Annotated in this window: 26 protein-coding genes, 1 pseudogene and 1 riboswitch; of the genes and pseudogenes, 20 read left to right on the top strand and 7 right to left on the bottom strand. The window is 38.4% G+C overall.

Annotation, left to right across the window (positions count from 1 at the left end; all coding sequences use genetic code 11):
- The first annotated feature begins 51 nt into the window (after positions 1–51).
- The 17 genes from HFU86_RS10285 to HFU86_RS10205 all read left to right on the top strand — a co-directional run bounded on the left by HFU86_RS10285 (position 52) and on the right by HFU86_RS10205 (position 15,339).
- Complete coding sequence (locus HFU86_RS10285; protein ID WP_187129188.1) at positions 52–339, top strand: hypothetical protein; 288 nt, start codon at positions 52–54, stop codon at positions 337–339.
- Complete coding sequence (locus HFU86_RS10280) at positions 323–742, top strand: hypothetical protein (protein WP_187129187.1); 420 nt, start codon at positions 323–325, stop codon at positions 740–742. Before HFU86_RS10285 ends, HFU86_RS10280 begins: the two co-directional genes overlap by 17 nt.
- On the top strand, positions 742–1,572 hold the full coding sequence (locus HFU86_RS10275; protein WP_187129186.1) for a hypothetical protein: 831 nt from the start codon (positions 742–744) through the stop codon (positions 1,570–1,572). Before HFU86_RS10280 ends, HFU86_RS10275 begins: the two co-directional genes overlap by 1 nt.
- Positions 1,573–1,645: 73 nt before the next feature.
- On the top strand, positions 1,646–4,117 hold the full coding sequence (locus HFU86_RS10270; RefSeq protein ID WP_187129185.1) for a DUF1542 domain-containing protein: 2,472 nt from the start codon (positions 1,646–1,648) through the stop codon (positions 4,115–4,117).
- Positions 4,118–4,226: 109 nt separating this feature from the next.
- On the top strand, positions 4,227–4,712 hold the full coding sequence (locus tag HFU86_RS10265; RefSeq protein WP_187129184.1) for a hypothetical protein: 486 nt from the start codon (positions 4,227–4,229) through the stop codon (positions 4,710–4,712).
- 84 nt (positions 4,713–4,796) lie between these two features.
- Complete coding sequence (locus tag HFU86_RS10260; RefSeq protein ID WP_187129183.1) at positions 4,797–5,105, top strand: cytochrome; 309 nt, start codon at positions 4,797–4,799, stop codon at positions 5,103–5,105.
- A 59-nt stretch (positions 5,106–5,164) separates the two neighbouring features.
- Entirely contained in the window at positions 5,165–5,482 is a 318-nt protein-coding gene (locus HFU86_RS10255) for a hypothetical protein (RefSeq protein WP_255425969.1), read from the top strand.
- 55 nt (positions 5,483–5,537) lie between these two features.
- Complete coding sequence (locus tag HFU86_RS10250) at positions 5,538–8,075, top strand: SHOCT domain-containing protein (RefSeq protein ID WP_187129182.1); 2,538 nt, start codon at positions 5,538–5,540, stop codon at positions 8,073–8,075.
- A 55-nt stretch (positions 8,076–8,130) separates the two neighbouring features.
- Positions 8,131–8,691 (top strand): hypothetical protein, encoded by a 561-nt coding sequence (locus tag HFU86_RS10245; RefSeq protein ID WP_187129181.1) that lies wholly within the window; start codon positions 8,131–8,133, stop codon positions 8,689–8,691.
- Positions 8,691–9,344 carry a baseplate hub domain-containing protein gene (locus tag HFU86_RS10240; RefSeq protein WP_187129180.1) on the top strand — a complete coding sequence of 218 codons (654 nt, stop codon included), beginning with the start codon at positions 8,691–8,693 and terminating at the stop codon, positions 9,342–9,344. Before HFU86_RS10245 ends, HFU86_RS10240 begins: the two co-directional genes overlap by 1 nt.
- Positions 9,345–9,387: 43 nt before the next feature.
- A complete protein-coding gene (locus tag HFU86_RS10235) occupies positions 9,388–9,819 on the top strand; it encodes a DUF6950 family protein (RefSeq protein WP_255425968.1) in 432 nt (143 codons plus the stop codon).
- Positions 9,810–13,457 carry a phage tail tip domain-containing protein gene (locus tag HFU86_RS10230; RefSeq protein ID WP_187129178.1) on the top strand — a complete coding sequence of 1,216 codons (3,648 nt, stop codon included), beginning with the start codon at positions 9,810–9,812 and terminating at the stop codon, positions 13,455–13,457. Before HFU86_RS10235 ends, HFU86_RS10230 begins: the two co-directional genes overlap by 10 nt.
- Before the next feature lie 126 nt (positions 13,458–13,583).
- The gene (locus tag HFU86_RS10225; protein WP_187129177.1) at positions 13,584–13,868 is read left to right on the top strand and encodes a hypothetical protein; all 285 of its coding nucleotides are present in this window, start codon (positions 13,584–13,586) and stop codon (positions 13,866–13,868) included.
- A gap of 18 nt (positions 13,869–13,886) precedes the next feature.
- Positions 13,887–14,057, top strand: a complete 171-nt coding sequence (locus HFU86_RS10220) for a hypothetical protein (RefSeq protein WP_187129176.1) — start codon at positions 13,887–13,889, stop codon at positions 14,055–14,057.
- A gap of 1 nt (position 14,058) precedes the next feature.
- Positions 14,059–14,625 (top strand): hypothetical protein, encoded by a 567-nt coding sequence (locus tag HFU86_RS10215; RefSeq protein ID WP_187129175.1) that lies wholly within the window; start codon positions 14,059–14,061, stop codon positions 14,623–14,625.
- Positions 14,626–14,639: 14 nt separating this feature from the next.
- On the top strand, positions 14,640–14,987 hold the full coding sequence (locus tag HFU86_RS10210) for a hypothetical protein (RefSeq protein ID WP_187129174.1): 348 nt from the start codon (positions 14,640–14,642) through the stop codon (positions 14,985–14,987).
- A 10-nt stretch (positions 14,988–14,997) separates the two neighbouring features.
- On the top strand, positions 14,998–15,339 hold the full coding sequence (locus HFU86_RS10205; protein ID WP_187129173.1) for a D-Ala-D-Ala carboxypeptidase family metallohydrolase: 342 nt from the start codon (positions 14,998–15,000) through the stop codon (positions 15,337–15,339).
- Between the two features lie 71 nt (positions 15,340–15,410).
- Here HFU86_RS10205 and HFU86_RS10200 read toward each other — a convergent pair whose 3' ends face one another.
- The 5 genes from HFU86_RS10200 to HFU86_RS10180 form a co-directional block, all read right to left on the bottom strand.
- Positions 15,411–17,900 (bottom strand): DEAD/DEAH box helicase family protein, encoded by a 2,490-nt coding sequence (locus tag HFU86_RS10200; protein WP_187129172.1) that lies wholly within the window; start codon positions 17,898–17,900, stop codon positions 15,411–15,413.
- 276 nt (positions 17,901–18,176) lie between these two features.
- Complete coding sequence (locus HFU86_RS10195; RefSeq protein ID WP_187129171.1) at positions 18,177–19,853, bottom strand: recombinase family protein; 1,677 nt, start codon at positions 19,851–19,853, stop codon at positions 18,177–18,179.
- Between the two features lie 50 nt (positions 19,854–19,903).
- Complete coding sequence (locus HFU86_RS10190) at positions 19,904–20,608, bottom strand: OmpW/AlkL family protein (RefSeq protein ID WP_187129170.1); 705 nt, start codon at positions 20,606–20,608, stop codon at positions 19,904–19,906.
- A gap of 204 nt (positions 20,609–20,812) precedes the next feature.
- Complete coding sequence (locus tag HFU86_RS10185; protein WP_187129169.1) at positions 20,813–21,133, bottom strand: hypothetical protein; 321 nt, start codon at positions 21,131–21,133, stop codon at positions 20,813–20,815.
- Positions 21,134–21,146: 13 nt separating this feature from the next.
- Positions 21,147–21,392: a hypothetical protein gene (locus tag HFU86_RS10180; protein WP_187129168.1), complete on the bottom strand. Its 246-nt coding sequence runs from the start codon at positions 21,390–21,392 to the stop codon at positions 21,147–21,149.
- Between the two features lie 39 nt (positions 21,393–21,431).
- On the opposite strand from HFU86_RS10180, the pseudogene HFU86_RS10175 reads away from it, so the two are divergent.
- The 3 genes and pseudogenes from HFU86_RS10175 to rlmA form a co-directional block, all read left to right on the top strand.
- Positions 21,432–21,773 (top strand): annotated as a pseudogene (locus HFU86_RS10175) (phosphatase); the annotation flags it as partial.
- A 481-nt stretch (positions 21,774–22,254) separates the two neighbouring features.
- Positions 22,255–22,452: a hypothetical protein gene (locus HFU86_RS10170; RefSeq protein ID WP_006658806.1), complete on the top strand. Its 198-nt coding sequence runs from the start codon at positions 22,255–22,257 to the stop codon at positions 22,450–22,452.
- Positions 22,453–22,848: 396 nt separating this feature from the next.
- Positions 22,849–23,670 carry a 23S rRNA (guanine(745)-N(1))-methyltransferase gene (gene rlmA / locus HFU86_RS10160; RefSeq protein ID WP_132496042.1) on the top strand — a complete coding sequence of 274 codons (822 nt, stop codon included), beginning with the start codon at positions 22,849–22,851 and terminating at the stop codon, positions 23,668–23,670.
- Positions 23,671–23,726: 56 nt separating this feature from the next.
- Here rlmA and mntP read toward each other — a convergent pair whose 3' ends face one another.
- Together mntP and HFU86_RS10150 are read right to left on the bottom strand one after the other, a co-directional pair.
- Complete coding sequence (gene mntP / locus HFU86_RS10155; protein WP_132496100.1) at positions 23,727–24,308, bottom strand: manganese efflux pump MntP; 582 nt, start codon at positions 24,306–24,308, stop codon at positions 23,727–23,729.
- Between the two features lie 6 nt (positions 24,309–24,314).
- A riboswitch (yybP-ykoY riboswitch) is annotated at positions 24,315–24,498 on the bottom strand.
- Positions 24,499–24,650: 152 nt separating this feature from the next.
- Positions 24,651–25,109: a DUF986 family protein gene (locus HFU86_RS10150; protein WP_132496041.1), complete on the bottom strand. Its 459-nt coding sequence runs from the start codon at positions 25,107–25,109 to the stop codon at positions 24,651–24,653.
- Positions 25,110–25,188 lie beyond the last annotated feature (79 nt).

The following is a 25,188-nucleotide window of genomic DNA, read 5'->3' as shown; positions in this document are numbered from 1 at the left end:
TGGGGTGGCTTTTTTGTTTGTAAATACTTTCAAAATAGGAGGGTATTTTAAATGAGATTATCTAATTCACAAATTAAACAAGCCCTACGCATGGGAGATTTATTCACAAAATCGGATGGAACCACTTTCAAAGCATTTCATGAATTTGAGCATGTAGAAACAGATGGGAACGTCACTGAGTCCGAATATCTTTTATGTGAAAGAGGGGTATTGAAACAAAACGATATCGTGGTGATAGACGGTATCAGAAACAAAGTTATGTATATCAAGGATGACCGCTCAGGTCTGGTTTCAGCTTACATTTCAGAGACAGGAGGTACACATGGTCGTTACGTCTAATATGCCACGTTTAGCTCTAAAACGTGCTTTTCAAAACATCATTATCGAAGATCTTGGACTCCTTTTAAACGAGGAACAGCATAAAGCGGGTGTCTCTGAGAGTGTAGTTTGTTGGCTTACTGGTATGGAAGAGTCATTCGAACCAGTTCGGGGTGGCAATGCCTTTAAAGCAGAATTAATTATTAATTTTCAGGTTTTCAGCCAATTAAATGAAACGGGTGTCCATAAGGCTATTTGTGATTTGATTAATATCGATCCGACAAATCAGCGCTTACAAGAAACAGGAATTCAAATCGCCGATATCTCACCAGTTTCATCAGAAACACTCTATGAGGATGATTCTAGTGATGGGATGGTTGTTGGCACTTTGGCATTGAAAATAACGTATCTAGCGAGGTTCTAATGGATATTACAAAACAATTTGATATTTTTAGCGGTAGTCGAGTTGTCGTTAGTATTAGCGACCAAGTTGATTCTGAGGCTTCATTCTTTGACCCGTCGTTTACTGAGGTAGCGAACCTAGCCAAGTTCCCGTCATTAAAGTTATCTAATAATGTCGAGACTCTAGAAGTCTTTGATGATGAATATTCCGCTAAATTGTCTGGGATTAAAAAGCTAGAAGACACGACCTTAGTTTTACACCGAGTTATCGATGATCCGCATCAAAACATGTTGATGAAAGCCGTTGAGAATAAAACTCTTCTGCGATTCCGTTTGTTCTATGTGATTGATAGCGCAAACGCATTAACATCAACTGGTTACTACCAAATCTTTGATGCTTATGTTACTGCCCATAATACCCGTTCCGGTGACAATCAAGTCGCGAATATCGAATATAAAATTTCCCCAGATGACGGTATTCTCGCACAGGGTGTCGCTCAAGAGGGCGAAATTCTGCGTCGTGGTGATTGGGGCATCGGTTGTGGTGCAGATGGCTTTAATGGAAGTTTCGATAGTGAAATTCTGTCAGGAAACCGCTTTGTTACTTATAAAGGGAGTGCTTCATCAAACCCATTTAGCACCGATACCGCATTACTTCATTTACAACCTAATGAAAATGGTGGTTGGCAAATGACATGCAATACATCAGGTGATCCACATTTAAGAGTTAGGACAGTGCAAAAAGATGGTTCTAGCTCATGGGTTAAAGTTTACTCTACAGTAGAGAAGCCAACGCCAGCGGAAATTGAAGCGGTTTCTATTCATGACCGTATTGATTTTGGTGAATTCTAGTCTTTCAGCCGTCCTTTGGGCGGCTTTTTTATTTCCATAAATACCTCATACATAAACAATATGAGGTGAAAGCATGAAATCGATTCAGTTCAAAAGAACTAACAAGGCTGGTGCTAAACCTGCCCCAGAAAAACTAGAAGTTGGTGAAATTGCTTTAAACTTGCAGGATCACACTATCTTCACTAAAGACAAAGAACATAAGGTTGTTCAAATTTCAGTTAGTCCAGAAGCTCATGCGGCATTGGATTCTAAAGTCACGGCACACAAAAAAGAGTTGGATGAAATTATCGCTTTCAACGACCAAGCTATTAATACTAAGGTCGATGAAATCAAGACTGTAACCGATGCGACTATCGCCGAAAATGACCTAGCAATTAACGAGAAAGTCGACACAATCAAGCGTGAAACTGACGCGAAAATCAATGCAAACAAAAATACCGCTGCTTCTGAATTGGCTACGGCTAAAGATGAGTTAAATGCAACTATCACGGCTAATCGCGCTGAGGCATTAAATGCTATCGCAACCAATGACCAAGCCATTAATACTAAGGTCGACGGAATCAAAGAACGTACTGATGCGACTATTAAAGCTAATGACACAGCAATTAACGAGAAAGTCGATAGTATTAAAACTGTCACCGATAGAACTATCACGGCTAACCGTGAGCATTGCGATAGTGAATTAGCTCGCTTAGAAGCCCGTGTTGATACTCTTTCCGGTGATAGCGACGGTAAATTCATCAAGATTCATGAAAATGTTAAGACTGATGGATATCTGTTAAGCAAGACTGCTGATTATACCCATAGCGAAGAATTGCAAGATGGTAGCTATCTAGACTATTTCGGGGCTTATCGCATCAATGGTCAAGATAACTGGGGAGCTAATTCCGGATTGCTTCTGAATGTCCCTAATGCAAGCGGTAAAGCACACGGTCGCGGATTCTCTTTCCAATATGGATCTGCTGGTTCTAAAGTCTATACATATGGCTTTGATGCCGAGGGAGTCAAATCATTCTCATATCGTGTATATAACGAGGGAGATAAACCGACACCAGCCGAGATAGGTGCATATTCTAAAACAGAGGTTTACTCAAAAGAAGAAACCGACGCGAAATTTAAGGGAAGCATCAATAGTGATTCATATGTTTTAAGCAAAACTGCAAACTACTATGATAATGATGGCGATGCCAGCGCAAGGGATTTGAGTAAATTTGGTGCATTTAGAACTAATAACATGGATGGTTTCGAAAGTTTGACACTGAACGTACCACACTCCCTAGCAACCAAAGAAAACCTAGCACACAACCGAGGATTTACGTTCACTTATGGTAGTGCGGGTTCTACAGTAAAGACCTATGGTTATAATGCATCCGGACAGAAAGCATACAGCTATCGTATGTACCACGAGGGTGATAAACCTAGCCCATCAGAACTAAATGTTTATTCTAAACAGGATTCAGATGCGAAATATGCATTAAAACAAATTGTTACTACGAATGACTCGGCTACTGAGTCTCGTTTCAAGAGTCCAAATGGTACTCACCAATTCGTATTGGCTAATGATGGTACGATTAATATTTGGAATTCCTCTACTGACAAAACCCATTTTGCTGTTGAAGCTAACGGTCGAGACATAAAAGTAATAGGTGATGGTGACTATACAGGACTCAGTCTTGTTAAGGGTGATGGTAGATTTCTTAGATTAGAAACTAATACACATAGTGCAACGACTTGGGGAAATTTCATCTATCGTGAAGCCAACGGTACTAACATCTCGGTTCTTAGTTTACCTAAAGAGAATAGCACCCTAGCAACTCACGCATGGTCTACTGGCAAGTTTGCGGATAAGAATCTGTTTCAGCAAGTTAACACTGAATCTAAAATGAGAAGCCCTGATACTAATTATTACATTTATGTTAGGAACGATGGTGTTTCCGGTATGTATAAAAGTTCTGGAACTAGCGTATGGGCTTTCAACGCATCAGGAACAATGACTAACGGCTTGATTCCCGTAAGTAACGGTGGGACTGGTGCTAAGGACGTCACAGCCGCACGTAATAACTTGCAAGTCTACTCTAAGTCAGAAGTCGATTCTAAATTGGGTTCTGCTGGTGGTTCATTTGCGACTATCTACATCCCAAGATGGGGTTTAGAAAACGAATCGAACGGTAAGGATTGGGTTTATACCGCCAAGAAAACTATCAATTTCGTATCAAACTCGCACCCATCTAAAGCAATCCTGCGCATTTATTGGGATATGAGATGGCAACATAGCTTTGCTGGTGGAAACCGCGGTCAATATATAACACCTACCGGATGCACATTGACAATGATTCGTGATGATAGATCAACTCCTGGAACCAGCGGCTATGTAACTCAAGCTGGTTGGACTACTTACATCGTAGACATCCCTGCAAATACTGCCGCGAATGTCGTGATTTATTGTGGTGTTAAGTATTCAACGAACAACGTCTCTAAACGCATGTATATGACCGTTTACGGCTATCGTTCAACTGACACTAGCAACTACGTCACTATCTCATAATCAAAGGTGGGGAGTTCTCCCCGCTTTCAAAATATCTTCAATAAATAATAAAAGTAACCGGACATAAGATCCGGTAATTGTTCAATTTTCTTTTTAAAGGGTGAATTGTATGTCAAATAAATTTGATATTTTTGCGGGTTCTCTCGTTTCTGTATTCATGCATGAAGACGTTAAAAATACAGACTTAGACAGCGAATCTTATGTCGAACTGCCAGAAGTTGCTGCATTTCCTACCACTGGTGTAGAGCGTAACGTAATAGATGTTCCTAACTTCAGCTCTCAGTACAACCGTAAACTGGTTGGTCGCATGAGTGTTCCATCAATCGAACTGTCTGTTAACTATATGGCTGGTTCTTCTCATGACAAACTGGTTAAAGCTGCTGAGGATGGTACTCGTGTTCAGTTGAAAATCGTTTACTACGTTGATGCTGCTAAAACTTCCGGTATCCAAATCGCCTACAATGGTTTTGTTTCTAAAACAGAACTGAGCGGTGGTGAAGATTCAGTGGTTGCACGTTCATTCACTTTTGAAGTGGATGGGGCACCAGTCGAGCAAGGTGTCTTTGCTCCTTTTGCTGCTAGCGCTCGCAAATAATTAACTTGATTTAAGCCGTCCTTCGGGGCGGCTTTTTTATTGCACTAAATACATCGTAATCATTTCAAAAAGAGGAGTTCAATCATGAATTTAAACGATTTATTAGCTGCATTATCCCCAAAACGCCAAGCAATGGAAATCCAAGGTTTTAAATTTTACGCTCGTCCTATGTCGGTTCGTGAATTTAACGAGCATATTCAAAACAACAATAAAGAAGACCGCGACGAGAAAACCATTTTGCGTTGTGTCGAAGATGAAAGCGGCAAGCCAGTGTTCAAGAATATCGAGCAAGTGCGTGGTCTATACACCACAGTTAAAGCCCAATTAATCGGTTTGGTTGCTTTGGCTTCAATGATGCCAGAACCAAGCAAAGTTGAGCAAGAAGTAAAGTAAATCCGCTCTTAACGTTCTATTACCGCCAGATGTTGCGGAGAGGATTATCAAAAGATGAAATGGATAATATGCCAGTTCCGATGTTCTGGTCATTACACATTTTCGATACTTTTTTGGAACCTCAATCCCCGCAATTTAAAGACATGCAAAACGCAATGCTTCAATACTCCATGTATATGACATGCCAAGGTATGACTCGCGATACTGCAAAGGAAATCAAGCCTAGCCAATTCCAGTTAATCAAAGATGAAACAGTCTTCAAAACTCAAGAAGAGCTAGAGGAAATTGCGCGTCAAAAAGAAGAAGAACGGAAAGCCGCGATGATGAGCATGTTTGATCCGGCGTTGCTTCAACAGTTGAGGGCGACCGTCGAATAAGAAGATAAGCCCGCCATTGAGCGGGCTTTTTTATAACAAAAATAAAGAGGTGGCTATGTCCGAATTTCAAGTAAAAATAGTTGGTAGCGCTGAGGGGTTAGAAAGTGCTGCCAATACTGCCGCTGGCATTTTAGACGGATTTTCGTCTGGGAGTGTTTCATCGGCATCAGATGCCATTAGTGGACTCATGGGCAAGATGGGAACTATGGGGATCGCTGCTGGTGCTGCTCTAGCCGCATTATCTGCTTTGGTCGCTGGTGGTGCTTCACTGGCTATCGAATACAACAAACTTTCAAAAGAGTTTGGCGTCAATATCGAACAGATCCAGAAGATGGAGAAAGCCTATTCATCTGCTAGCCTAGAAGCTGAAAAATTATTAGATATCAATAAAGATGCTAGCGAAAAGCTGGGTGAAGCATGGAATGAGGGAACAGGTGAATTTATATCTGCTTTGAACTTAATCAAAGCTGACATTAAAGACTATGCCGCATTCACTAATGATCCAGAGGGTGGTCGTAAAGCTGCCGAAATGTGGTACTACCAAGCCCAAGCTGCCGGGCTTGCTCGCTCTGAAATCATTGCTGGAATGGAGATGATCGCTTCCGATGCATCCAAAATGATTGGGGTGTTGGAACAATCAAGCGACTACTGGGAACATCAGAACAGAATTGCTTCTCAATCGGTCTATATATCGGAAGAAGTAGCACAATCATGGGGTGATGCTAGCAACAAATTGATTAATGCTGGTAAAGAAACAATGGGTTGGTTTGCTGAATTCTTTGATTTTATCCCAAAAGGATTCAATACAATCTATGACTATTTTGATAAAGATTTCACTAACACTGATTTTTATCTGACTTTTAAAGCCGTCAGTAGCTTTATCATCGACCAACTACCGCCATTATTCGATAAGGCGAAAGTATCATTTTCAAATGCTATCACGCCTATCATTAATATGTTCTCTTCGGTGCAAGATACCTTAGTTAGCGCTTATAACAAGTTTGCTGAAATTCTTGCAGCTATCCAAAATGCAATCAGAAAAGCGGGTAAATCGACAATTGAATTCTTTGGTTTTGATGCCGGATTCTTAGATTTTGAAATCCCAGCAATCACGACCGATTACATTAAATCAAGTGCTAAGTCTCTAGGTAATGCTATTGAGACTAGTATCTCAGAAGCTATTACTGGTCAAGCGGGAAGTAGTTTTGACGCAATGATAGAGATTGAGCGCAAGAAACTGGACGCTGAAAGAGCTGCGTTGGCTGCTGAAAATAAAGCCAACACAGAAAAAATGAAGCAAGAGCATGAGAAACAATCTCAAGCTGCTTTAGCTAAGGCTTGTAAGATTTGCGGTAAAGGAAATCATAGTGTTGATGATTGCCCTGAAACCAAAAAATCACAGGATGCTGCGAAGAAAGCCGCAGATAATGCCAAGAAATTACGCGACCAAGCCTATAAAGACTTAGAAGCAATTAATATTGCCCTTTATAGTCAATCTGAGGCTGCTGTAGCGTCTTCTAACAAACAGATAGTAGATAACCTTGCCAAACTAGATAATGCGCTCAAACAAGGGCTTATCACCCAAGAACAGTATGAAGAAAAGCGCAGATCACTGATCGATGCCAACGCCGAAAACTTCCGTAAATCTGTTCTAGGGGCAAGTCCAGTAGATGCGCTTCAAATGTTAGATGCATCACGAGAAATCTATGAGAAATCTGTCTCAGACCTCGAAACGATGTTCAATAACAAGCTTATTACTGAAAGTGATTATCTACAGCGCAAACAAGCACTAGAAGATGCTTACAATGCACGAAACGGGGCATCTAATGGTCTGGCAGATAGAAAATTTAATGAATTGAGTTCTGCTATAGGCGGTTTTGCATTTGGTGAAGATTTCGATAACCAAAAAGCTCAAGCAGATGCACAGTATCAGACAGACATTGATAACATCAATAAAGCAGGTTTACCAGAAGAACAGCGAATGAAGCTGTTAGAACAAGCCGAACGTAAACACAAGAACACATTAATTGATATTGAGCGAGATGCAGCAAACGCAAGAATGTCAATTGTTTCTGATATGTTTGGCGGTATGACCTCAGCTTTACAGATGTTTGGTCTCGAAAATACTCGTATTGGCACTGCTTTATTTGCCGCTCAAAAAGGGGCAGCAATTGCACAAGCGACTATCGATACATACGCGGCAGCAAACAAGGCATTAAACTCTGCTCCACCGCCATTAAGCTATGCGCTTGCGGCTGGTGCTGTAGCGAAAGGTCTCGCGAACGTTGCTCAGATTAAATCAATGAATTTAACTGGTATGGCACATGATGGTATCGATAATGTTCCTAGAGAGGGAACATGGTTGCTTCAAAAAGGGGAACGAGTTGTTGATGACCGCACGAACGGAGACCTTAAAGATTTCCTTTCTGCTCAAAAATCAAACAATTCTTCCGGTAATAAGATTGAAGTTCATGCACCACTACAAATCACTGGTAACGTCAATTCCTCTGATAAGATGGTCATGGATGCAATCAAACGACATCCTCAATTTGTAGCTCAAGCAGTTCAAGACGCACAACGTCGTAAAATGTAATGGTAACAAATACCCCCTAGTTGAATAAATACATCTAAAACTAGGGGGTATTTTTATGTTTAAATCCAAGAATATTAAGATTTCAGATTTTGTTTTGAAGTCAAAACAACCTTTCTTTTCAGCCCAATCAATTTCTGGCAAGTTTCAGCGTCGATTCACCGGAATTCAATTCTTTGAGGGTGAATTTACCGCAAACTATATGGCTGAACATATCAACGAAGTTAAAGAATTTATCGCTAAGCACATCTTTGGACGTCCTTTCAATATTTCGCTGTCGTATTACACAAAATATACGGGCGATGTTAAGGACATGGTTACAGTATCAGTAAATTCATCTAAGGGTGGACGTAAGGTTACTTTGTCAAATTTTGCTGGGACATTAAAGGCGGGTACTGTCATTCAATTTGAGAATCACAAAAAGCTATACACTATCACAGAAGACGTAAAGGGTAATGGAGAAATGAAACTCTTCCCTAACTTACGTCAAAATGTTTTAGCGGGTGAGGTTGTCAAGTATCAAAACCCAGAGGGTGAATTTGTTCTCAAAACTGATGATATCAATTTCTCAATTGCCCAGATCGGCAAAATGAAATTTGAATTTGTGGAGAATGTCTAATGGCTACTATCCAAGAATCCTTTAATAAACTATGCACAAACCAAGATTTTATCGAGGTATATAACGATTTTACGGGGCAAGAGGTTAAACGATTAACTCTCCCACAGTTATTCTCAACTGGGTCTATGTTCCATATCGTCGAGGTTGTTACGGCATCAGGTGACGTACTGAGATTAACAGACGGTTATTTCGATTTGGACTATAACGGATTCACTTACTTAGCAACTGGTGATTTCTTGAACATCTCTAGTAATGCCGAGGAGAAAGAGATTAACAATAACGGGATTAACGTCACTATCTCGAATGTCCGCGATGAATATATCACTCTGATTCGCAACAAACAGTTTGATAAGTCAGATGTAAAAATTGAAATGGTTTTCCTAAACCCTAACACTGGACGAGTTGAAACCACTTTCCCTGTTTTCCGTGGTGTTGTCGATTCCATTAGTGTGAATATCGAATATGACGATGCTGAGTGTACAAACGAGAGTGAAATTCAATTGAATAGTATCTGGGAAGTCTTAGAGAAAAACGCTCGTAGTCATGCCTCAGATGGTATTCATCGAGCATATGCAGGGAATGAAAACGACCTATTCTTTAGTAGGGCGGGCAAATGGAATTCCGAGGCAAAATGGTTTAGCTCTAACAAATAATCCTTTCAAATTAAGCCTAGTAAATAAAATCATGGAGGTGCTTATGATTAAAACTAGGCTTATCACTGATTTTATTAATTCTCTAATCGGTCAACCCCGTGTTTACGGTGAAAATGATTGCAATATCGTGGCTTGCAAAATCATAGATATTCTCACGGGGTCAGACCTCTTTTCAAAACTCTATCAACACTATAACTCGCTTGAAGACGGGCTTAAAAAATCAAAAGACCTATGCGGTTATTCGCACGTTCTTCAACCAATTAAAGAAAATTTTAATCTCGTAAACGATGAGCTGGAAGACGGGGATCTCTTAGTCACAGAACACAAATTAGGCAGACGAAAATATTATTCAGTCAGTATCTACTTTTCTGGCTACTGCTTAACCACTAACGAAAATGACGTTTGGGTGACTTGTCCAGTTTATGAAATTGAATACGAGAATGTTTATCGTTTTGGAGGTGAAAAATGGCAGTAACGGCTATCCTCGGGGCGGTAATTGCTGGTGCGTCGGCTGGTATGGCAGCCGCAGCTACTTTCTCAGTAATGACAGCCGTCGCAATTGGTTTGGCTGCTGGTGCAATGACTTTAATCGCTAGTGTTGCAGCAACACCAAAAACCCCGAAAGTGCAAAGCCCTGATAATTCTACAACGTTAGGGACATCAAATGACCCTAAGACCGTATTACCAGTTATTTTTGGTACTACACGAGTGGGGGCGATATGTGTTTACAAGGCTATTTCAAAACAAGCAAATAATAAATTAGTTCAGATTTTCGCTATCTCTGAGGGTGAAATCGACCATTTCAAAGCCTTACACATTGACAATAAAAATGTTTTTACTAGTAAAGAATTGATTTTACGTGATGGACAAGTGCCAAATGCAACAATCAAAGGTGAATATCGTAAAGTCTTAGAGGTTGAATTTCGTACTGGTAAAAACCCTAATACTGTTTTGAATCTTGCTAAGCATCACTTAGGTTCAGATTGGGATGACCGCTACACCGGAAACGGCATCGCGACAATGTGCGTAGTCTTGCGCAAAGATGATAAATCCCTTGCGGCTGGTGTTGATATCTTACAACCAAATAGCCAAATCGCGGTTGATGTATGTGGCTTAAAAATTCGCAACCTTGAAACGAATGAAATCGAACCTAGCACCAATGGCGTAGACCAGATTTTTCATTATCTGACTAACACAAAATATGGGCTTTCAGTACCGATTGAGAATATCAACATTGATTCATTCTTGAAAGTTCGTAAACAAGTCAAGGATCTAGGCTTTGTGTCTAACGGGGCGTGTGATCCTAACGCTAGTTTCAAAGAGAATTTAACCGGATTAATGCAGACGTTTGGCGGGGTTATGTTTGAATCCTTTGGACGCATCACACTAAAACTTGATGCTCCGGACATCGTGAAACATACCTTTGACGAAGACAATATAATGATGGGTAAAGTGACACTGAAAACTGGTGGTACTAATGGCTATTTCAACACCATCAACGCAGTGTATCAAGATCCTGAAATTGACTATTCCGAGCAAATGTTACGCTATCCATCAGTTGCCGATACCGACGAAACTATCATTCAAGATGGGCGTATTATCTCTAAGGATATCGAGTATCGCTTTGTTAAGGATAAAGACCAGATTGATAAGCTGGCGAGTGTCGAAAGAAACAAATCTCGTATCACTCAAGTGATCAGCTTTGCAACTACAGACGCATTTACAGCCGAAGTCTGGGATGTTATTAGCGTAACTCACGATGAATTAAAATTGAAAAATTCCCTTTGGCGTATCACTGCCATAGAAAGAACAATCGATAGTGGTATTGCTGGATTAATGACTATCACTGCCACTGAGTATAATTCTAAAGTCTATACTGATTTGGATTATGCGACTAAGCCAGATAATCGCCCGAGTGGTTTACCGGATTCTATGACAGTTCAGACCCCGACTGATTTAAAAATCAAGGCTACTGGTCAAACAATCTACGGTAAAAACATCACTTTGACATGGGATGCCCCAGAAGATTTTAACCGCTATGGCTTCCAAGTTGATTATCGTGTGAGTGGTTCTGAAAACTGGATCAAGTTAGGTCAAACCTCGCAGAAAATCTTTTCTGTCACAGCCTTAAATCCAGACCAAAATTATGATTATCGGGTATGTGCTTTCGGTATCATCGCGCGTTCTGAATGGGTTGAGTTAATCAATCAAAATCCTACAGTGACTTATGAGTTACCGACTCCGGTTATCAGAATTCGTAATCAGGGTTCGCAGCCACATCATTTTGATGGTAATGACCTAGTTATCGAGTGGGATAATCAGCAAGGCTTAGACGTTGAAATTAATGGCGAAACAACCAAATTCAGCGACCTTTTCGATGCCTATATCATCAAGTTAACTCATAAAGACGGGCATTCAATCCAATATCGGACTAGAGACCCTGAAACATGGACTTATACACTCGACCAGAACCAATTTAACGGGCTTTCTCGTGAGATTATAGTCGAGGTGTCAGCTAAAGGTTTCAACGGTTCAGAGAGTGCTGTAGCTCGTTTGGTGGCATTAAACCCACAACACAAACCAGTTCAGAGTTTTAGTGCGAGAGGTGGATTCAATACCGCATTTGTTAGTTGGACGGATGCACATGAGGCAGACTATGCCGGAACAGTTATCCAGTATGCAACGAATGCAGAATTTACCGACGCGAGAAGTGTTTCTACTAACTCAATGACTCATACCTCTTTCGATATCGCTGACGGTGATTATTATCTTCGTGCTGGTCATTACGATATTTTCGGGGTGGATGATGTTGTTTGGTCTGAACCAGTATTCATGAAAATGAAATCAGTCATTTCATGGGAAGACCAAGACAAAGAAGCACTTGATGAACTATTAGGAATGCAAGATCGCTTAGACGAAACAATCCAAGATGCATTACAGCAAGCGGGTGCAGATGCAGATATCAAACTCGATAGACTTCATAAGCAAATCACTACCGAGACAGGTGCGACCGTTGATGCTGCTGTCACTGAAATGGAGAAAGTAGTCGCCGATTCCGAGAAAGTCACCGCAACCAAGATTGATCAGGTTCGAGTGGAAATGGACGGTAAAATTGCGGGCGTTAACCAAGAAATGGATGTGAAAATCGACTCTTTGAAAGGAACTATTAACAGCAAGTATAACTTAGCGGTTAATGCAGATGGTCGTGTGGCTGGTATGCATATGTCGGCAAGCAACGAGCCGGCAATTCCTACTAAGGTAATTTTCACGGCTGATAAATTTGCAGTTGCACCACAGGATGGAAGTGACATCGTTCCTTTTGTCGTTGAAGGGAACAAAGTCTATATGGATGGGGCAGTTATTAAAAACGGTTCTATCGGTACAGCCCAAATCGGTGATGCTTCAATTACTAACGCCAAAATTGGTAATGCGGCAATTAATAGCGCTCATATTGGTAATGCAGCAATCCAGACAGCCCACATCACAGACGGTGCGATTGATAATGCCAAAATTGGTAACGTCATTCAATCCAATAACTGGAATGGTAAAGATGGTTGGTATATTGATAAGGCTGGTAATGCGTCTTTCATGGATGCGACCGTAAGAGGTACTTTATACGGTAACGCTGGTGAATTGAACAACATGATAATTAATGAAGATTGCACTATCTTGGGTCAATTGTCCGCTAATCAGGTGAAAGGTGATTTCGTTAAGACCGTCGGTAAGAAATTCCCGACTAAAGGGGAGAATGATAGATACCCAGAGGGTTCGGTAGTTGTTCGAATAGAAGACGATCACCCATTCGACCGCCAGATTGTAGTTCCTGCGATTATCTTCCGTGGGAATAACGTAAAAATGGAAGATGGGCGAGAGTGGGCGGAGACAGTTACTTTAAATGTATATAAGAATGGTTCTCACGTCTACGGAAAAACTACTGCATCAGCAACTCAAATCTATTCTGGTGTCTATGATATGCCAGCGGGACAAGGTGCTATGACTCTTGAATTTCGCGTTTCTGCTGATTCACTAGGTAGCTACACCCCGCGCGGTTATATTTCCGACTGTATTGTTATGGTCTTTAAGAAAGCTACAACCGGAATAACTATTAGTTAATTATTATTTTATTTTTAATTAACTTTCTTAAAATTTAAATTAATTAAACCCGTCTATTTCTTCGGAGATAGGCGGGTTTTTTATAAATAACTTTGCCACATTTTAAATAATAGAAAGGGGTCTAATATGGTAATAGACACAATTTACGGCGGAATAACAATTCTTTGTATTTTCGCTGGTGGTTTATGGCGGTTACACCGAAATCAATTAGCTACCGAGTCGAGAATGGTTAAGCTTGAGGCTACAGATGAGCTTTTAAAACAAAAGCTTAATAGTATTCATGAAAACCATACTCAGACTGTAGATAGAGTTAAGCATGTAGAGGAAGTATTACATTCAGTTAATGTGAAACTAGGTTCTTTGGATGCTAAATTCGATCAGGTGCTTGATTTATTAAAAACTCAAAAATAAAAATAATAAGGGGTTATTATGGATAAACTCAAAAAATATGTTGGTTATCTATTCATTTTCTCCCTCACTTATAACGTTGTAATTCAACCCCTGCTCAATTCTTCTTTCGGATTGAATCTACCCAAATTAAATGTAGACGATCAGCTATTGAAGACTATGGCGGGGGTTTTTTCGTTAGTGGGGTTATAAAATGGCTAAGATAAAAACTAATAAGAAAAAAGTTAAGGCGGACTTGGATAAATGGAAAATTAAGGAAACGGACGACTACGGTCGAAAGTTCGTTAAGGTGTGTAAGTCTGCAAGCGTCAATTTGCAAGAGAAAATCAATCGCAAGATTGATAATCCAACCGCTTTCACCAAACGCTCAGTTGGTTTCAAATTCAATAGGACACGTCGAGCGATAGTTAGCACGATTTACATTTACGACAATCAAGCCGTTTATCTCAGTCCTTACTTTAAAGGCGAGGATGTTACTAAGTTCCAGCCAGTCGCTAAGAATAGGACTAACGCTTACGGTAACATTCGACAACTAAATTCCAAGAAATATCTCAAGGTTAAGACTAAGAAAGGTAGAACTATCCTTATCGATCCTACCAAGAAAAACCCTAGATTGAAAAAGAACGGTAAGGGGAAAACGGTAGGGCGTCGCTTAGTCGCAATCAAAGAGACTACCAGCCGTCAAGCTGTACTTGGTTCATGGAAGCAGAACAAAAAAGAAATCCTACGAATGATAAATAATCGCATGAAGTTAATTTAAGCGAGGATTTTTCTATGGATTTATTCGAACGATTTCCCACATATACAGTGCAACAATTGTCCGGAATTTTTGTGAATGGCATCAGCCCTGAATCAATGACTCATGATTTTCCGGCTAGCATGGTCAAACACAAAAAATTCAAATCATTTCTGCGCAACCCAGAATCGTCAGACGTATTTTGCGTTTCAACTCAAACTAAGCGACCTAAATTCCGTTACCGAGTAGGTCAAGAAGTCGACGTGATTAACCCATATAACTTTGACCCAGCGGGTGAAAAGGTTAGGGCGATTGTCGTCGGTGAACAAAGATTTTATCTAAGGGGAATGTCCTTTAACGGGTATATTTTAGAGTACATTAGTTAGGAGGTGTTACATGCATAAATATTTTAAAAAACAAGAATTTGCATGTAGGTGTGGGTGTGGTCAATCCGATGTTGCTGATGAATTATTGACTGTCCTAGTTGATGTTCGTGAGCATTTCGGCAAGCCAGTAATTATCAATAGTGCTAATCGCTGTCCTACTCATAATAAAAATGTTGGCGGGGCTAAAAATAGCATGCATCTCAAGGGTATTGCGGCAGATATCAGGGTGTCCGGTGTTTCCCCTGTAGAGGTTCACAAGTACCTCACAGAGAAATATCCTCATTCATACGGTATCGGCAAATATAACACTTTCACTCATATTGATGTTCGTGATTATAAAGCCCGGTGGTAGCAAATCGAACTAAAAAAGCGCTTTTAATGGGCGCTTTTTCTGATTCTGAATTTAAAATAAATTTTAATATGTCAAGAAGTCTTAAATTTTCTTGAATAATTATTGACGATATCAGATGCTCTTAATTTATATGATATCAATCTCTCATGAATGAAATCATGATCATGTCTTTTATCTTCAGAACAAACAGCCTTAATAAAATTAAGAACTGCACTTTTAAAATTATCAAGGTCATTAGATGTCATGATTCTAGAACTACTACCCAAAGTTGCTGCATATTCTGGGTGGTTTGAGCAGTGTATCATTATGGGATAAAATTTGGCAGTTTGGTCATATGTACTTTTAAACCATTCAGCAGACCCATTTAACTGATTGCAGTCATGTTTGCTTATTTTACTTGTTGTAGTTCCATTTTTACATTCAATGACTAGATAGCAATTATTACCTAACGACCATAAGTTATCTGGACCTTTTCCTGTATCATTTTCAGGTCGATGACTTTTAAATCCAATTAATTTAGCTACTTGATCAATTGCATTTTCAAATGAATTAGATGTTTCTTCCATAAAAATAAGATTTTCAATAATTAAATTTGTATGGATAATTATTTCATTTGCATCGTTGAAATTCGATTTAAAATAAGAGCTGCATTCTTTCGCTTGTTCTAATGATATATTATTTAACCTGTTATATCTAACTCCGGATAGAGGTTTTAAAACTCGATAATTATCGTTAGATGCTGATTGTAATAAAATCTGGGACTCTTTGTTGTCATATAAATTAATATATTCAGCAGCATGTTCTTTCAAAAAGCCTCTATGAATTTTATCCGTAATATTACTCCCATTTATTAAAATTCCCGCAGCTTTCTGTGCCATATTTCTTGAAGCAAGATCATAAGCTTTTCTTTTATTAATAGTGTGGATATCAACTTTTTTTTGCTCTAAGGATAAACCAGCTAATGCTCCTTTACTCATTGATTTCCACTCTGGCTCGCATAATAAACAATAATCAAGAGCACTCCTAATTGCAGAGATCGTAGTATCGGGCAAAATTTTAACTAATTCTTGTGATAATTTTATTTGAGCTTTAGTGGCAGGAGAAAATTTTTCTAGAGATGATCCAAGGAACACTGCACCATTTAAAGCTTTGCCTAATAGTATGACACCGCAAAAATCATCACTTGAGCGGACACCTCGTCCCATTCCTTGTTCTATTTTTTGGATGATATCATCTTTGGTTTTCTCGCTTCCAAGTAAAACACTTTGAGTAGTTTTGTCTACTAAGCGGCGAACGTCAGGAAGACCATCAATAACTAAAAGGCGACAAGCCGTATTTGGTAAATCAATACCATCATATCTATTTGTCAGTACAACAAGCCCTACGTGACGATTTCTAAGTTCTTTGACACCATCATGTATAGTGTCTTTATCTAGTATTTTGTTTGCAACATCAGCCCAAAATTTTGCTCTATGATCTGAGGGAACGAGAACGACGACATTGTGTGCTTTAGAAATATCTTTGCACATTTCTTTTATTTCTAGATCAGTTAAATCGGGATTTATTACTTGAGGCATTAAAATCATTCTATCTCCAATATCTCCTATTGTTTTAGGTGTTATTGGGTTAGCTAATGATTCATCTGTTATTCCAAAATGGCTAGCTAATATGGATTCATCAACAAGGGTTGCGGTCATGAATATTTTTCGCCTAGCATTTGACAAACTTGGAATCATATGAATGGGAATGCAATGGGGAGATATTTCAATTTTTGTTGCATTAACTATACATTTTGATAGCAAGAGATTTTCTTTTATTAGTGCCCATTTAAAAGATATATCTGTGCTATTTTTATTTTCTAAAATTATTTTTGTTATTTCGTTGATGCTTTCTTGCCATTTCCAAAATGGAACTCTAATGTATGGGTTTTTATCACCTGATTTTATCTCTAATGTTTTAGCTGAACATTGATTCATTAAGGAGCTTTCAAACATTTTGAATAGTTTGGCATATGCTGGATTACTTTTACTAATATCTAACGTAAATTGCTCTTCAATGGTAGATAGACATGCATGGGCATCATCAATGATGATAGAACCAATTTGTATTTTTTCGCCATCATCCCCAACACCAAAAACAGATTTGCCATTAACGATTTTATATATATTCGTAACGAGAATTTCATGACCAGCAATAAATTTTGGAGATTTTTCATCTAAAGTTACAGGAATACCGAGTTGCATGGCTTCTTCCATAACTTGCTTGACCAAGTAATTATCAGGTACAAGGTACACTGCTGGACCAACACCTTCGTTAATACAGCTTTTTAATATAATTAATCCAACAGAAGTTTTTCCACTTCCAGTGTTCATTTTTATAATTGAAGTGGGGTTGTTTCTAACATTAAACCATCTTTCCCAAACTTCTGATTGCACATCTCGCGGATATTGAAATTTTGCATTTTTATTTGGAAGGGTGGTGAATATATCTCGCGGAGGAATAGCTGTGTTACTATCAATACCTTTAGACATTTTGGATAAATCAAGTCGAAATCCAGACATTTTAATGTTCCTTTTTATAACTCTTATTTAATGTTAATAGATTGCTTAGTGATTATTGCTATACTCTAAGCGATTTCACCTAGGAAATCACATACAATAGGTATTGATTTATTGAAATAATGGATTTTATTTTCCACTTTATGATTGTAAATTGCTTTTTATAAAAAACTGTAAGGCTGAATCGAGATCTTTGATGAGATTTAATTTTGGTTGAATACTATAACAATCTAAAAATATATATAGAGTTAAGCCGTAGGGAGTTCCTACGGCTTAACTCTATATACCAAATTCCTCAGACAATAGACCGGATACTTCTTGCTCTGGTTTCCAATCCTTATCAGTCAGCATTTCTATACATGGATGTAATACCAATCCCGCACTTTGTAATATCTGTTTATCGTTAATAGTCTTCAAATCGACATAAGTTTGACCCTTACGGACACCCCTAGCATTTTCTATCACTATCCTTTGCCTTAATCCGTCTAGATAGACCAAAACAAATAGGTTTTTACTTTTATCGATTCTGTAGCATTCGATAGTCCTCAGTGCTCCTTTAATCTTCAATTTTATCTTTTGGCGTTCAATATTTTTAACATCACTTAAATCAAATTCTGCGAGCTTATCCCATCCTTGAGAGTCTACAGAATACATTTCCCTTTCAAAGACTCTAATCTCTTCGTGTAGGCGTTCTCGTTGAGAATTTAGCTCTGTGATTTGATTAGCCAGTTCCTTAGTTGCTCCCGTCATTGCACTAAGAGCAATTAGATTATCAATCTTTCTTGATATCTCATCGATTTGGGCGGTTATTTCGGGGATAGGATTAGTTTTATCCTCAGCGACCCATATCTTATCAGCCAATAATTGTAAAACGGCATGTTCAAGGGGAGTCGCTCTAAAACTCCAATTAGAATAGAGACACTCATTTCTAAACTTCGAAACTCCATCACAACCATAGCGATATTGTTCAATTTTCCCATTAGTCGCTTTACGTTTAACCATCGATGATCCGCAATGACCACATCTAAGCAACCCGATACCAGTTAACAAAGGGTATATCTTTTCGCTTTCTATTCCATATCCCTTAGCACTTCTAACAATGTTCTTTTTCAAGAAATAATATTCACTGTCTGATAATACCCTAGGGTAATAATCCTTTAACTCATACTCAACACCATCAACTTTTACGGTCTTGATGCCAATAAGAGATTTATTGTGGAATAGACGCGAGACCATGACATGAGACCATTTTTTATGAGTCTTATTGCTGGTTGCTTGTGGGGGAGTGTAATTCTCATCTAGATAATCCAGTATGCTCTTTGAGGAATAGCCATCTCTGCGCATTTGGATTATTTTTTGTAGGATAGGGAAATACACCGGATGAGGTAAAACGAATCCCGAGGTAGTATCAACCCACCACATATTCTTACCAATTTCTTCTATTGCGACTGCTGGGTTTTGGGGATGTTCCTGATGTGCTTTGATTTTGATTAATGCACTTGAGTTAGTCCGATTCCTTTTTGTCTGGCTTTCCTCGTTAGCCCTAGCGAATAGCATCACACTTAATAGTAAGTCTATAGGGTTGGCGTTGACGGACTCTTTAGAATAGACTTTTCCGTCCATGCCAGTAACGATAGTAATTCCTCTCCTTATAATAGAAAGGAATAATTCTTGTGCTTCAATGATGGATTGCCTAGAGATCCTATCTAGGTTTTCCACGCATAACCAAGACCCGACAGGAACAGATTTCCCGATTTCATCTAAGAAGCGAGATAATGCCCCAGTTTTAGAGTTAGCACCTTTGAAAGCAGACACTCCAAAGTCTTCATAACTCGTTACTAATTCAAGCCCATACTTTTCAGCAATTTCTTTTGCTGTTCTCTTTTGTCGCTCAAATGAACTACCATCGGCTTGTTTGATACTAGAGAATCGAATATAGGAATATAACTTAGTCATATTAACCTCAATGAAAAGCCCCACACACGGCGGGGCTAGGGTGACGTAGATTAGAAGCGATAACCTATACTGATAGTTGCGATTAGAGGATTAATTTTGAGTCTTTTTGATTCTGGGCGTTCTTCACTTCTATATGAATCTTTATATACATAGGTATAGTTATAATCCGCATAGGAAGTGATATAAGTCGCTGATGCGCCCACCATCAAATTATCGGTTAGATAATAATCAAATCCAGCCTTAGCAGATAATCCAAGAGATGGTGTCACCTCATGCTTAAGAAGAGTATCTTGTTTCCACTCATCATAATAAGAAGAGGATGAACTACTATTCGCTGAATTAAAGTGAGTATAAGCCACGCCCGCACCGATAAATGGTCTAAACTTGCTTTGACTATTACCGAAATAATAATTAGCAGTTAATGTAATCGGTGCTCCCTCAACACTAAAATCCCCTGATAAATGTCGAGTATTATAATCTTTTACTGTGACATTATAGTGAGAATCAATCTTAAGCCCGTGGTTATACGTCAAATCTAACCCTACATTATCTGAAACCATATTAGTGACAGACAATGAAAACCCATTACTTTCATTACTCATATTTTCGTTAAAGTAATCTTGGCGATTTTCCGCTGTGAATTCTGTATTACCATCAAAGCGAGAGTATCCACCTTTGACTAGGATATCGCCAGCTGAGTGAGCTAATACAGAACCAGAGAAAGTCATAGCGATAACAATAACGGAAAGTTTCATAATCACTCCAATCTACTATTACATATAAAAATTATTACAAATAAAAACCAAATAATTTTATTAAACGTTGATGCTCAGAAGCAATACGATCCCGATAGCTAATAACACATCCTTTACCCTCAATTTAATGCTGGTGGAGTTGCCAAAAGTCTTAGATGAAATCCCATCATGATATCGTTTCATAATTACTCCCAAACCATGAAATCAATTACTTTTACATTTATCAACTTTGAGAGATTCAAGCTGATTTAAGCGGTTAGTAACCTTGGTTTGTGCGTCACTACTAGCCATTGCATTTCCGATACCAAAATCACCTAAAAAAGCCAGAACAGAACGCCCGTCAAACTGATTAATCGAGTTAATTTCATTCTGAATAGCTCGTGCTTTTGCGATTTCTTGATTCACGGTATTACAATCAAATACTCTCGACTCTTCTCCTGTTAATACTGCTGCTTGTGGATATTGTTTAGTAGCGCAACCAGTAATAACCAGAACCAGCGCGGAAATAGTCATTTTATTAAACATGGATTGATCCTCCTTAGATATTACGTGGTTTAATTGTTACGGTGTCTAATAGACCCTTATCAGCCAACTCTAGGGACATGTTTAAATCTTCTATCTCAAAGCCGAGTGAGTAGATTTCTTTGATTAATTCGATGGCGGTATCTTTATTGATGAAAGCGCATTGCTTACCAATTACATATAATTCGCGCTTTAATTTCAGCTTACGAAAACCTTTAATATCTAATGATTTAAGTCGTGCTTTAATTGCCTCGATATTCATTTTTGTTCCCTATCGTGTTGATGTGGGAATAATACTTTCGGCAACCCTAAATACCCAATTGATATTAAAGCTGTTGCCCAAGCTGCTAAAGAGAGCAACGTAGCACTAGAGATGAATAACTCCTCTTTCTTGCATTCTAGAGCGGGTAGTAAGAAGAACTGTATAGAAATAGCGAAAGCGGTGAAAGAAGCAGGCGGTTGGGTTGCTTTAGGCTCAGATTCACATCATGTCAGTTATTTAGGGCGTTTTGATGAAGTGGTTGAGATGTTGAAATCCATTGATTTTCCAGAGTCCCGGATTTTGAATACCACACCACGCCGTGTTTTAGACTTTTTAGAGGCTCATGGACGTAAACCGATTCCTGAGTTTGCTCATTTTTAATTTTTAAATTGAATATAGTGAATTTAAAGCCATTCAAAGTTGAATGGCTTTTTTGTTTGAAGTAAACAGAAATAGTTATTTTTAGATAAAAATAAAAGTTAGCCTATCTTCAAAAAAAGAAACTTTATTAAATTGGCAAGATGAAAAGTGAATTTTTTAAAAAAATGAAGAAAAAATAGATATCAAATAAATTGGAATGAAGATGATTTTCAAAATCAAAAAATTAACATCAAGATTTATTTTGATTTATCTGTTTGATATGTATTGAAAAATAAAATTATTGGCAAGTTAAAAAACGATTAAAAATTAATCTTTAAAAGTAAATGGAGTATCAACAAAATTAAAATATTTATTCATTAAAATAACCTATAAAAAACTTAAGAATCTTTAATATTCTCCTATTGCGAAATGATCTGTAGATATGATTTATTAATGTGGCAAGAACATCCTTGCTTAATAAATTAATCTTAAGGTACTTAGTATGAAAAAGTTATTAGCAATCGCAACTGTATTGTCATTAGCTGTTTCTGGTGCTGCATTAGCAAATACAACAACCAAAACTGAGCCAGTAGCGCCAATTGCTGCCGCTCATCACTCAGCGAAAGCTCATCACGCAAAAGTGAAAACTGAGAAAAAAGTGAGTGCAACTAAAGATAAAAGTGCCGAAAAAGCCATTTAAATTTTTAGCTACACCAAAATATAAGTTTTATATCAATTACTCGTTAGTTTGAATTTAAATAAGGCGTTCAAAATGAAAAAATTATTAGCAATCGCGACTGTTCTGTAATTAGCTGTTTCTGGTGCTGCATTAGCAAATACCACTGCGAAAACTGAACATGTAAACCATGGTGTGAAAACGCACGAAGTTGCCAAAGCAGAGCATGGTAAAAAAGAAGTTAAAAAGAGTGAAGTGAAACAGTCAGGTGAAGTCAAAGCACCTGAAGCGGCTAAAGCAGGTAAATAAGTTCGCTATACTCCTCTCGATTACGTCACGGTGCCATGGGGTATAATTCCATGGCGCTGCTTGACAGCTTATATGGTATACTGCGCATTATTTTTAAATCAGTGTAACCATATGAATTATCAATGCCCCTTGTGTTTTAAACCCCTCAATTTAATTAACAGTAGCTATCGTTGTGAAGCAAATCACCAGTTTGATTGCGCCAAAGAGGGTTATGTTAATTTGCTCCCTGTACAACATAAGCGTTCTAAAGATCCAGGTGATAGCCTAGAAATGATGGTTTCTCGTCGTCAGTTTTTAGATGCGGGTCATTATCAGCCAATGCGCGATAAGGTTGCTGACAAGCTCGCTCAATATCTACCTGAGAGCAGTGAAAATATACTCGATATCGGGTGTGGGGAAGGGTATTACACTGATCATTTTGCTCAGTCATTAAAGGCGGCATCTAAATCTGTTAGTGTGTATGGGCTGGATGTATCAAAAGTGGCAATCCGTTTTGCTGCTAAGCGCTATAAATCAGTTAATTTCTGTGTTGCTTCAAGTCATCGTTTACCGTTTGCTGATTCGAGTTTGAGTGCCATTATTCGTATTTATGCACCCTGTAAGGCGCAAGAATTAAGCCGAGTATTAACACCAATGGGAGTTTTAATTACGGTAACGCCGGCAGCAGAACATCTGCAAGAATTAAAAGCCTTGATTTATGATGAAGTGAAATTACACCCTGCAAAAGACGAAGACCTTCCAGACTTTAAATTGATTGATGAGACTCGCTTAAATTATATGATGGATCTTGAAGGGGAAGAGGCATTTGCATTGTTAGAGATGACGCCGTTTGCGTGGCGAGCTTCTGAAGAGGTGAAACAGCAATTAAAGCAGGAAAGCGTGAAAGGTTATACCGCTGATTTTCTGATCCGAGTTTATCAATATAAAGTCTAAAACCCGTATTAAATCTCAAACTGTTCCCCCTGAATGGCTCAGGGGGAACAGGAAGATCATGACGCGTACATAAATAATTCGAGATGCTCAAAGAGGATATTAAATCCAATCGCAATAAGCACCAGCCCACCTAAAATCTCTGCTTTTTTTCCTAATAATGGACCTACGTAACGGCCAATCATCATGCCAATTGTGGCCATTATCATCGTGGTTAAGCCGATAGTCATCGCAGTATGGACGATATCTACTTGCAGGAAAGCCAGACCTAGACCAATTGCCATAGCATCAAGGCTGGTGGCGATGGCAGATAACACTAAATTTCCTGCACTGTGACTTGATGGTTTAGCGCAGCAATCTTCATCTTTGGTGGTTAGACTTTGCCAGATCATACGCCCGCCAAGAATGAACAGCAGGGCGAACGCAATCCAGTGATCCCAACGGATAACATACTGGCTGGCTAAAATACCAATGCCCCAGCCAATGATCGGTGTGATAGCTTCAATAAAACCAAAGATAAAACCAGTACGGAGAATTTCACGAAAACGAGGTTTATGGAGCACTGCGCCCTTACAAATAGCGACAGCGAAAGCATCCATAGAGAGCGCGAAGGCGAGGATGAGAGTTGCGTAAAAGCTCATAACAATAATCTCGGTTGGGTGTTTCCATATACACATAAATTACCCCCAACCAAAAGGCGTATTTATGTGTCTATGGTCTTGCCAACCAATAAATGGCATCCGCACCACGTTTAAAAACAAACGAGTATGTTGACACGGATTTTCTGGAAAGAATACATTCCAGAACAGGCTACTCCCCAATGACGTGGGACGAAAGATATCATAGATTTTAATAAAGGCAAAATATTAATTATTAATAAATATATTTTTTAAATGAGAATAATTTTCATTTTCGATATTAACAAAGTTAAGGTTAATTAAACATTTAATTAACCTTAATATTTATACCAATATATAAAGTAGTTATTTATGATTAATAAAAAAATCATAAATCTTTTGTAAATCATCAAGATGGTTGACTTGAATATGGACTTTCTTTTGCTCTAATCCAATCATTAAAATACCATCTTCAGATAAATTCATTGTTTTAATTCGCTCATATAAAATAAACGCATTGGCGAAATAAAAGCCGGTTTGTTTAAAAAATACTTTTGGTCGACGAATAAACGCTAAATAAATAGCCATAAAAATAGTAATCATTAATAAATAAGTGGTTAATAAATTACCATGTCGAACAATATTTGTATAAATGACGATACAAATGAGAACAATAAAAATGATGGCATCCACTCGATGTTTACGTTTTAAGTTAACTTTTAATAGAGTTTTGCCTTTCAGTGTTCCTTGAATAAATTCATCATAGATTGCATAGACAAGCATGATCAAAATGATAATGGCTAAAACGACATCATTTAAGGTCATTTGAGTACCCATGACTAAGTGGACGAGTTACCAAGCTTAAAAGTAAAAAAGGGAGGCTGCAACCTCCCTTTTTATTATT

The sequence above is a fragment of the Providencia sp. JUb39 genome (genome assembly GCF_012272845.1).
GTDB lineage: Bacteria > Pseudomonadota > Gammaproteobacteria > Enterobacterales > Enterobacteriaceae > Providencia > Providencia lanzhouensis.
The sequence above is the reverse complement of the archived record's forward strand: the minus strand, read 5'-3'. Positions and strand labels throughout refer to the sequence as shown.

Coding starts and splice junctions, on each gene's coding strand:
- HFU86_RS10285 (WP_187129188.1), top strand. CDS start 52: ATGAGATTATCTAATTCACAAATTAAACAAGCCCTACGCATGGGAGAT.
- HFU86_RS10280 (WP_187129187.1), top strand. CDS start 323: ATGGTCGTTACGTCTAATATGCCACGTTTAGCTCTAAAACGTGCTTTT.
- HFU86_RS10275 (WP_187129186.1), top strand. CDS start 742: ATGGATATTACAAAACAATTTGATATTTTTAGCGGTAGTCGAGTTGTC.
- HFU86_RS10270 (WP_187129185.1), top strand. CDS start 1,646: ATGAAATCGATTCAGTTCAAAAGAACTAACAAGGCTGGTGCTAAACCT.
- HFU86_RS10265 (WP_187129184.1), top strand. CDS start 4,227: ATGTCAAATAAATTTGATATTTTTGCGGGTTCTCTCGTTTCTGTATTC.
- HFU86_RS10260 (WP_187129183.1), top strand. CDS start 4,797: ATGAATTTAAACGATTTATTAGCTGCATTATCCCCAAAACGCCAAGCA.
- HFU86_RS10255 (WP_255425969.1), top strand. CDS start 5,165: ATGGATAATATGCCAGTTCCGATGTTCTGGTCATTACACATTTTCGAT.
- HFU86_RS10250 (WP_187129182.1), top strand. CDS start 5,538: ATGTCCGAATTTCAAGTAAAAATAGTTGGTAGCGCTGAGGGGTTAGAA.
- HFU86_RS10245 (WP_187129181.1), top strand. CDS start 8,131: ATGTTTAAATCCAAGAATATTAAGATTTCAGATTTTGTTTTGAAGTCA.
- HFU86_RS10240 (WP_187129180.1), top strand. CDS start 8,691: ATGGCTACTATCCAAGAATCCTTTAATAAACTATGCACAAACCAAGAT.
- HFU86_RS10235 (WP_255425968.1), top strand. CDS start 9,388: ATGATTAAAACTAGGCTTATCACTGATTTTATTAATTCTCTAATCGGT.
- HFU86_RS10230 (WP_187129178.1), top strand. CDS start 9,810: ATGGCAGTAACGGCTATCCTCGGGGCGGTAATTGCTGGTGCGTCGGCT.
- HFU86_RS10225 (WP_187129177.1), top strand. CDS start 13,584: ATGGTAATAGACACAATTTACGGCGGAATAACAATTCTTTGTATTTTC.
- HFU86_RS10220 (WP_187129176.1), top strand. CDS start 13,887: ATGGATAAACTCAAAAAATATGTTGGTTATCTATTCATTTTCTCCCTC.
- HFU86_RS10215 (WP_187129175.1), top strand. CDS start 14,059: ATGGCTAAGATAAAAACTAATAAGAAAAAAGTTAAGGCGGACTTGGAT.
- HFU86_RS10210 (WP_187129174.1), top strand. CDS start 14,640: ATGGATTTATTCGAACGATTTCCCACATATACAGTGCAACAATTGTCC.
- HFU86_RS10205 (WP_187129173.1), top strand. CDS start 14,998: ATGCATAAATATTTTAAAAAACAAGAATTTGCATGTAGGTGTGGGTGT.
- HFU86_RS10200 (WP_187129172.1), bottom strand. CDS start 17,900: ATGTCTGGATTTCGACTTGATTTATCCAAAATGTCTAAAGGTATTGAT.
- HFU86_RS10195 (WP_187129171.1), bottom strand. CDS start 19,853: ATGACTAAGTTATATTCCTATATTCGATTCTCTAGTATCAAACAAGCC.
- HFU86_RS10190 (WP_187129170.1), bottom strand. CDS start 20,608: ATGAAACTTTCCGTTATTGTTATCGCTATGACTTTCTCTGGTTCTGTA.
- HFU86_RS10185 (WP_187129169.1), bottom strand. CDS start 21,133: ATGTTTAATAAAATGACTATTTCCGCGCTGGTTCTGGTTATTACTGGT.
- HFU86_RS10180 (WP_187129168.1), bottom strand. CDS start 21,392: ATGAATATCGAGGCAATTAAAGCACGACTTAAATCATTAGATATTAAA.
- HFU86_RS10170 (WP_006658806.1), top strand. CDS start 22,255: ATGAAAAAGTTATTAGCAATCGCAACTGTATTGTCATTAGCTGTTTCT.
- rlmA (WP_132496042.1), top strand. CDS start 22,849: ATGAATTATCAATGCCCCTTGTGTTTTAAACCCCTCAATTTAATTAAC.
- mntP (WP_132496100.1), bottom strand. CDS start 24,308: ATGAGCTTTTACGCAACTCTCATCCTCGCCTTCGCGCTCTCTATGGAT.
- HFU86_RS10150 (WP_132496041.1), bottom strand. CDS start 25,109: ATGACCTTAAATGATGTCGTTTTAGCCATTATCATTTTGATCATGCTT.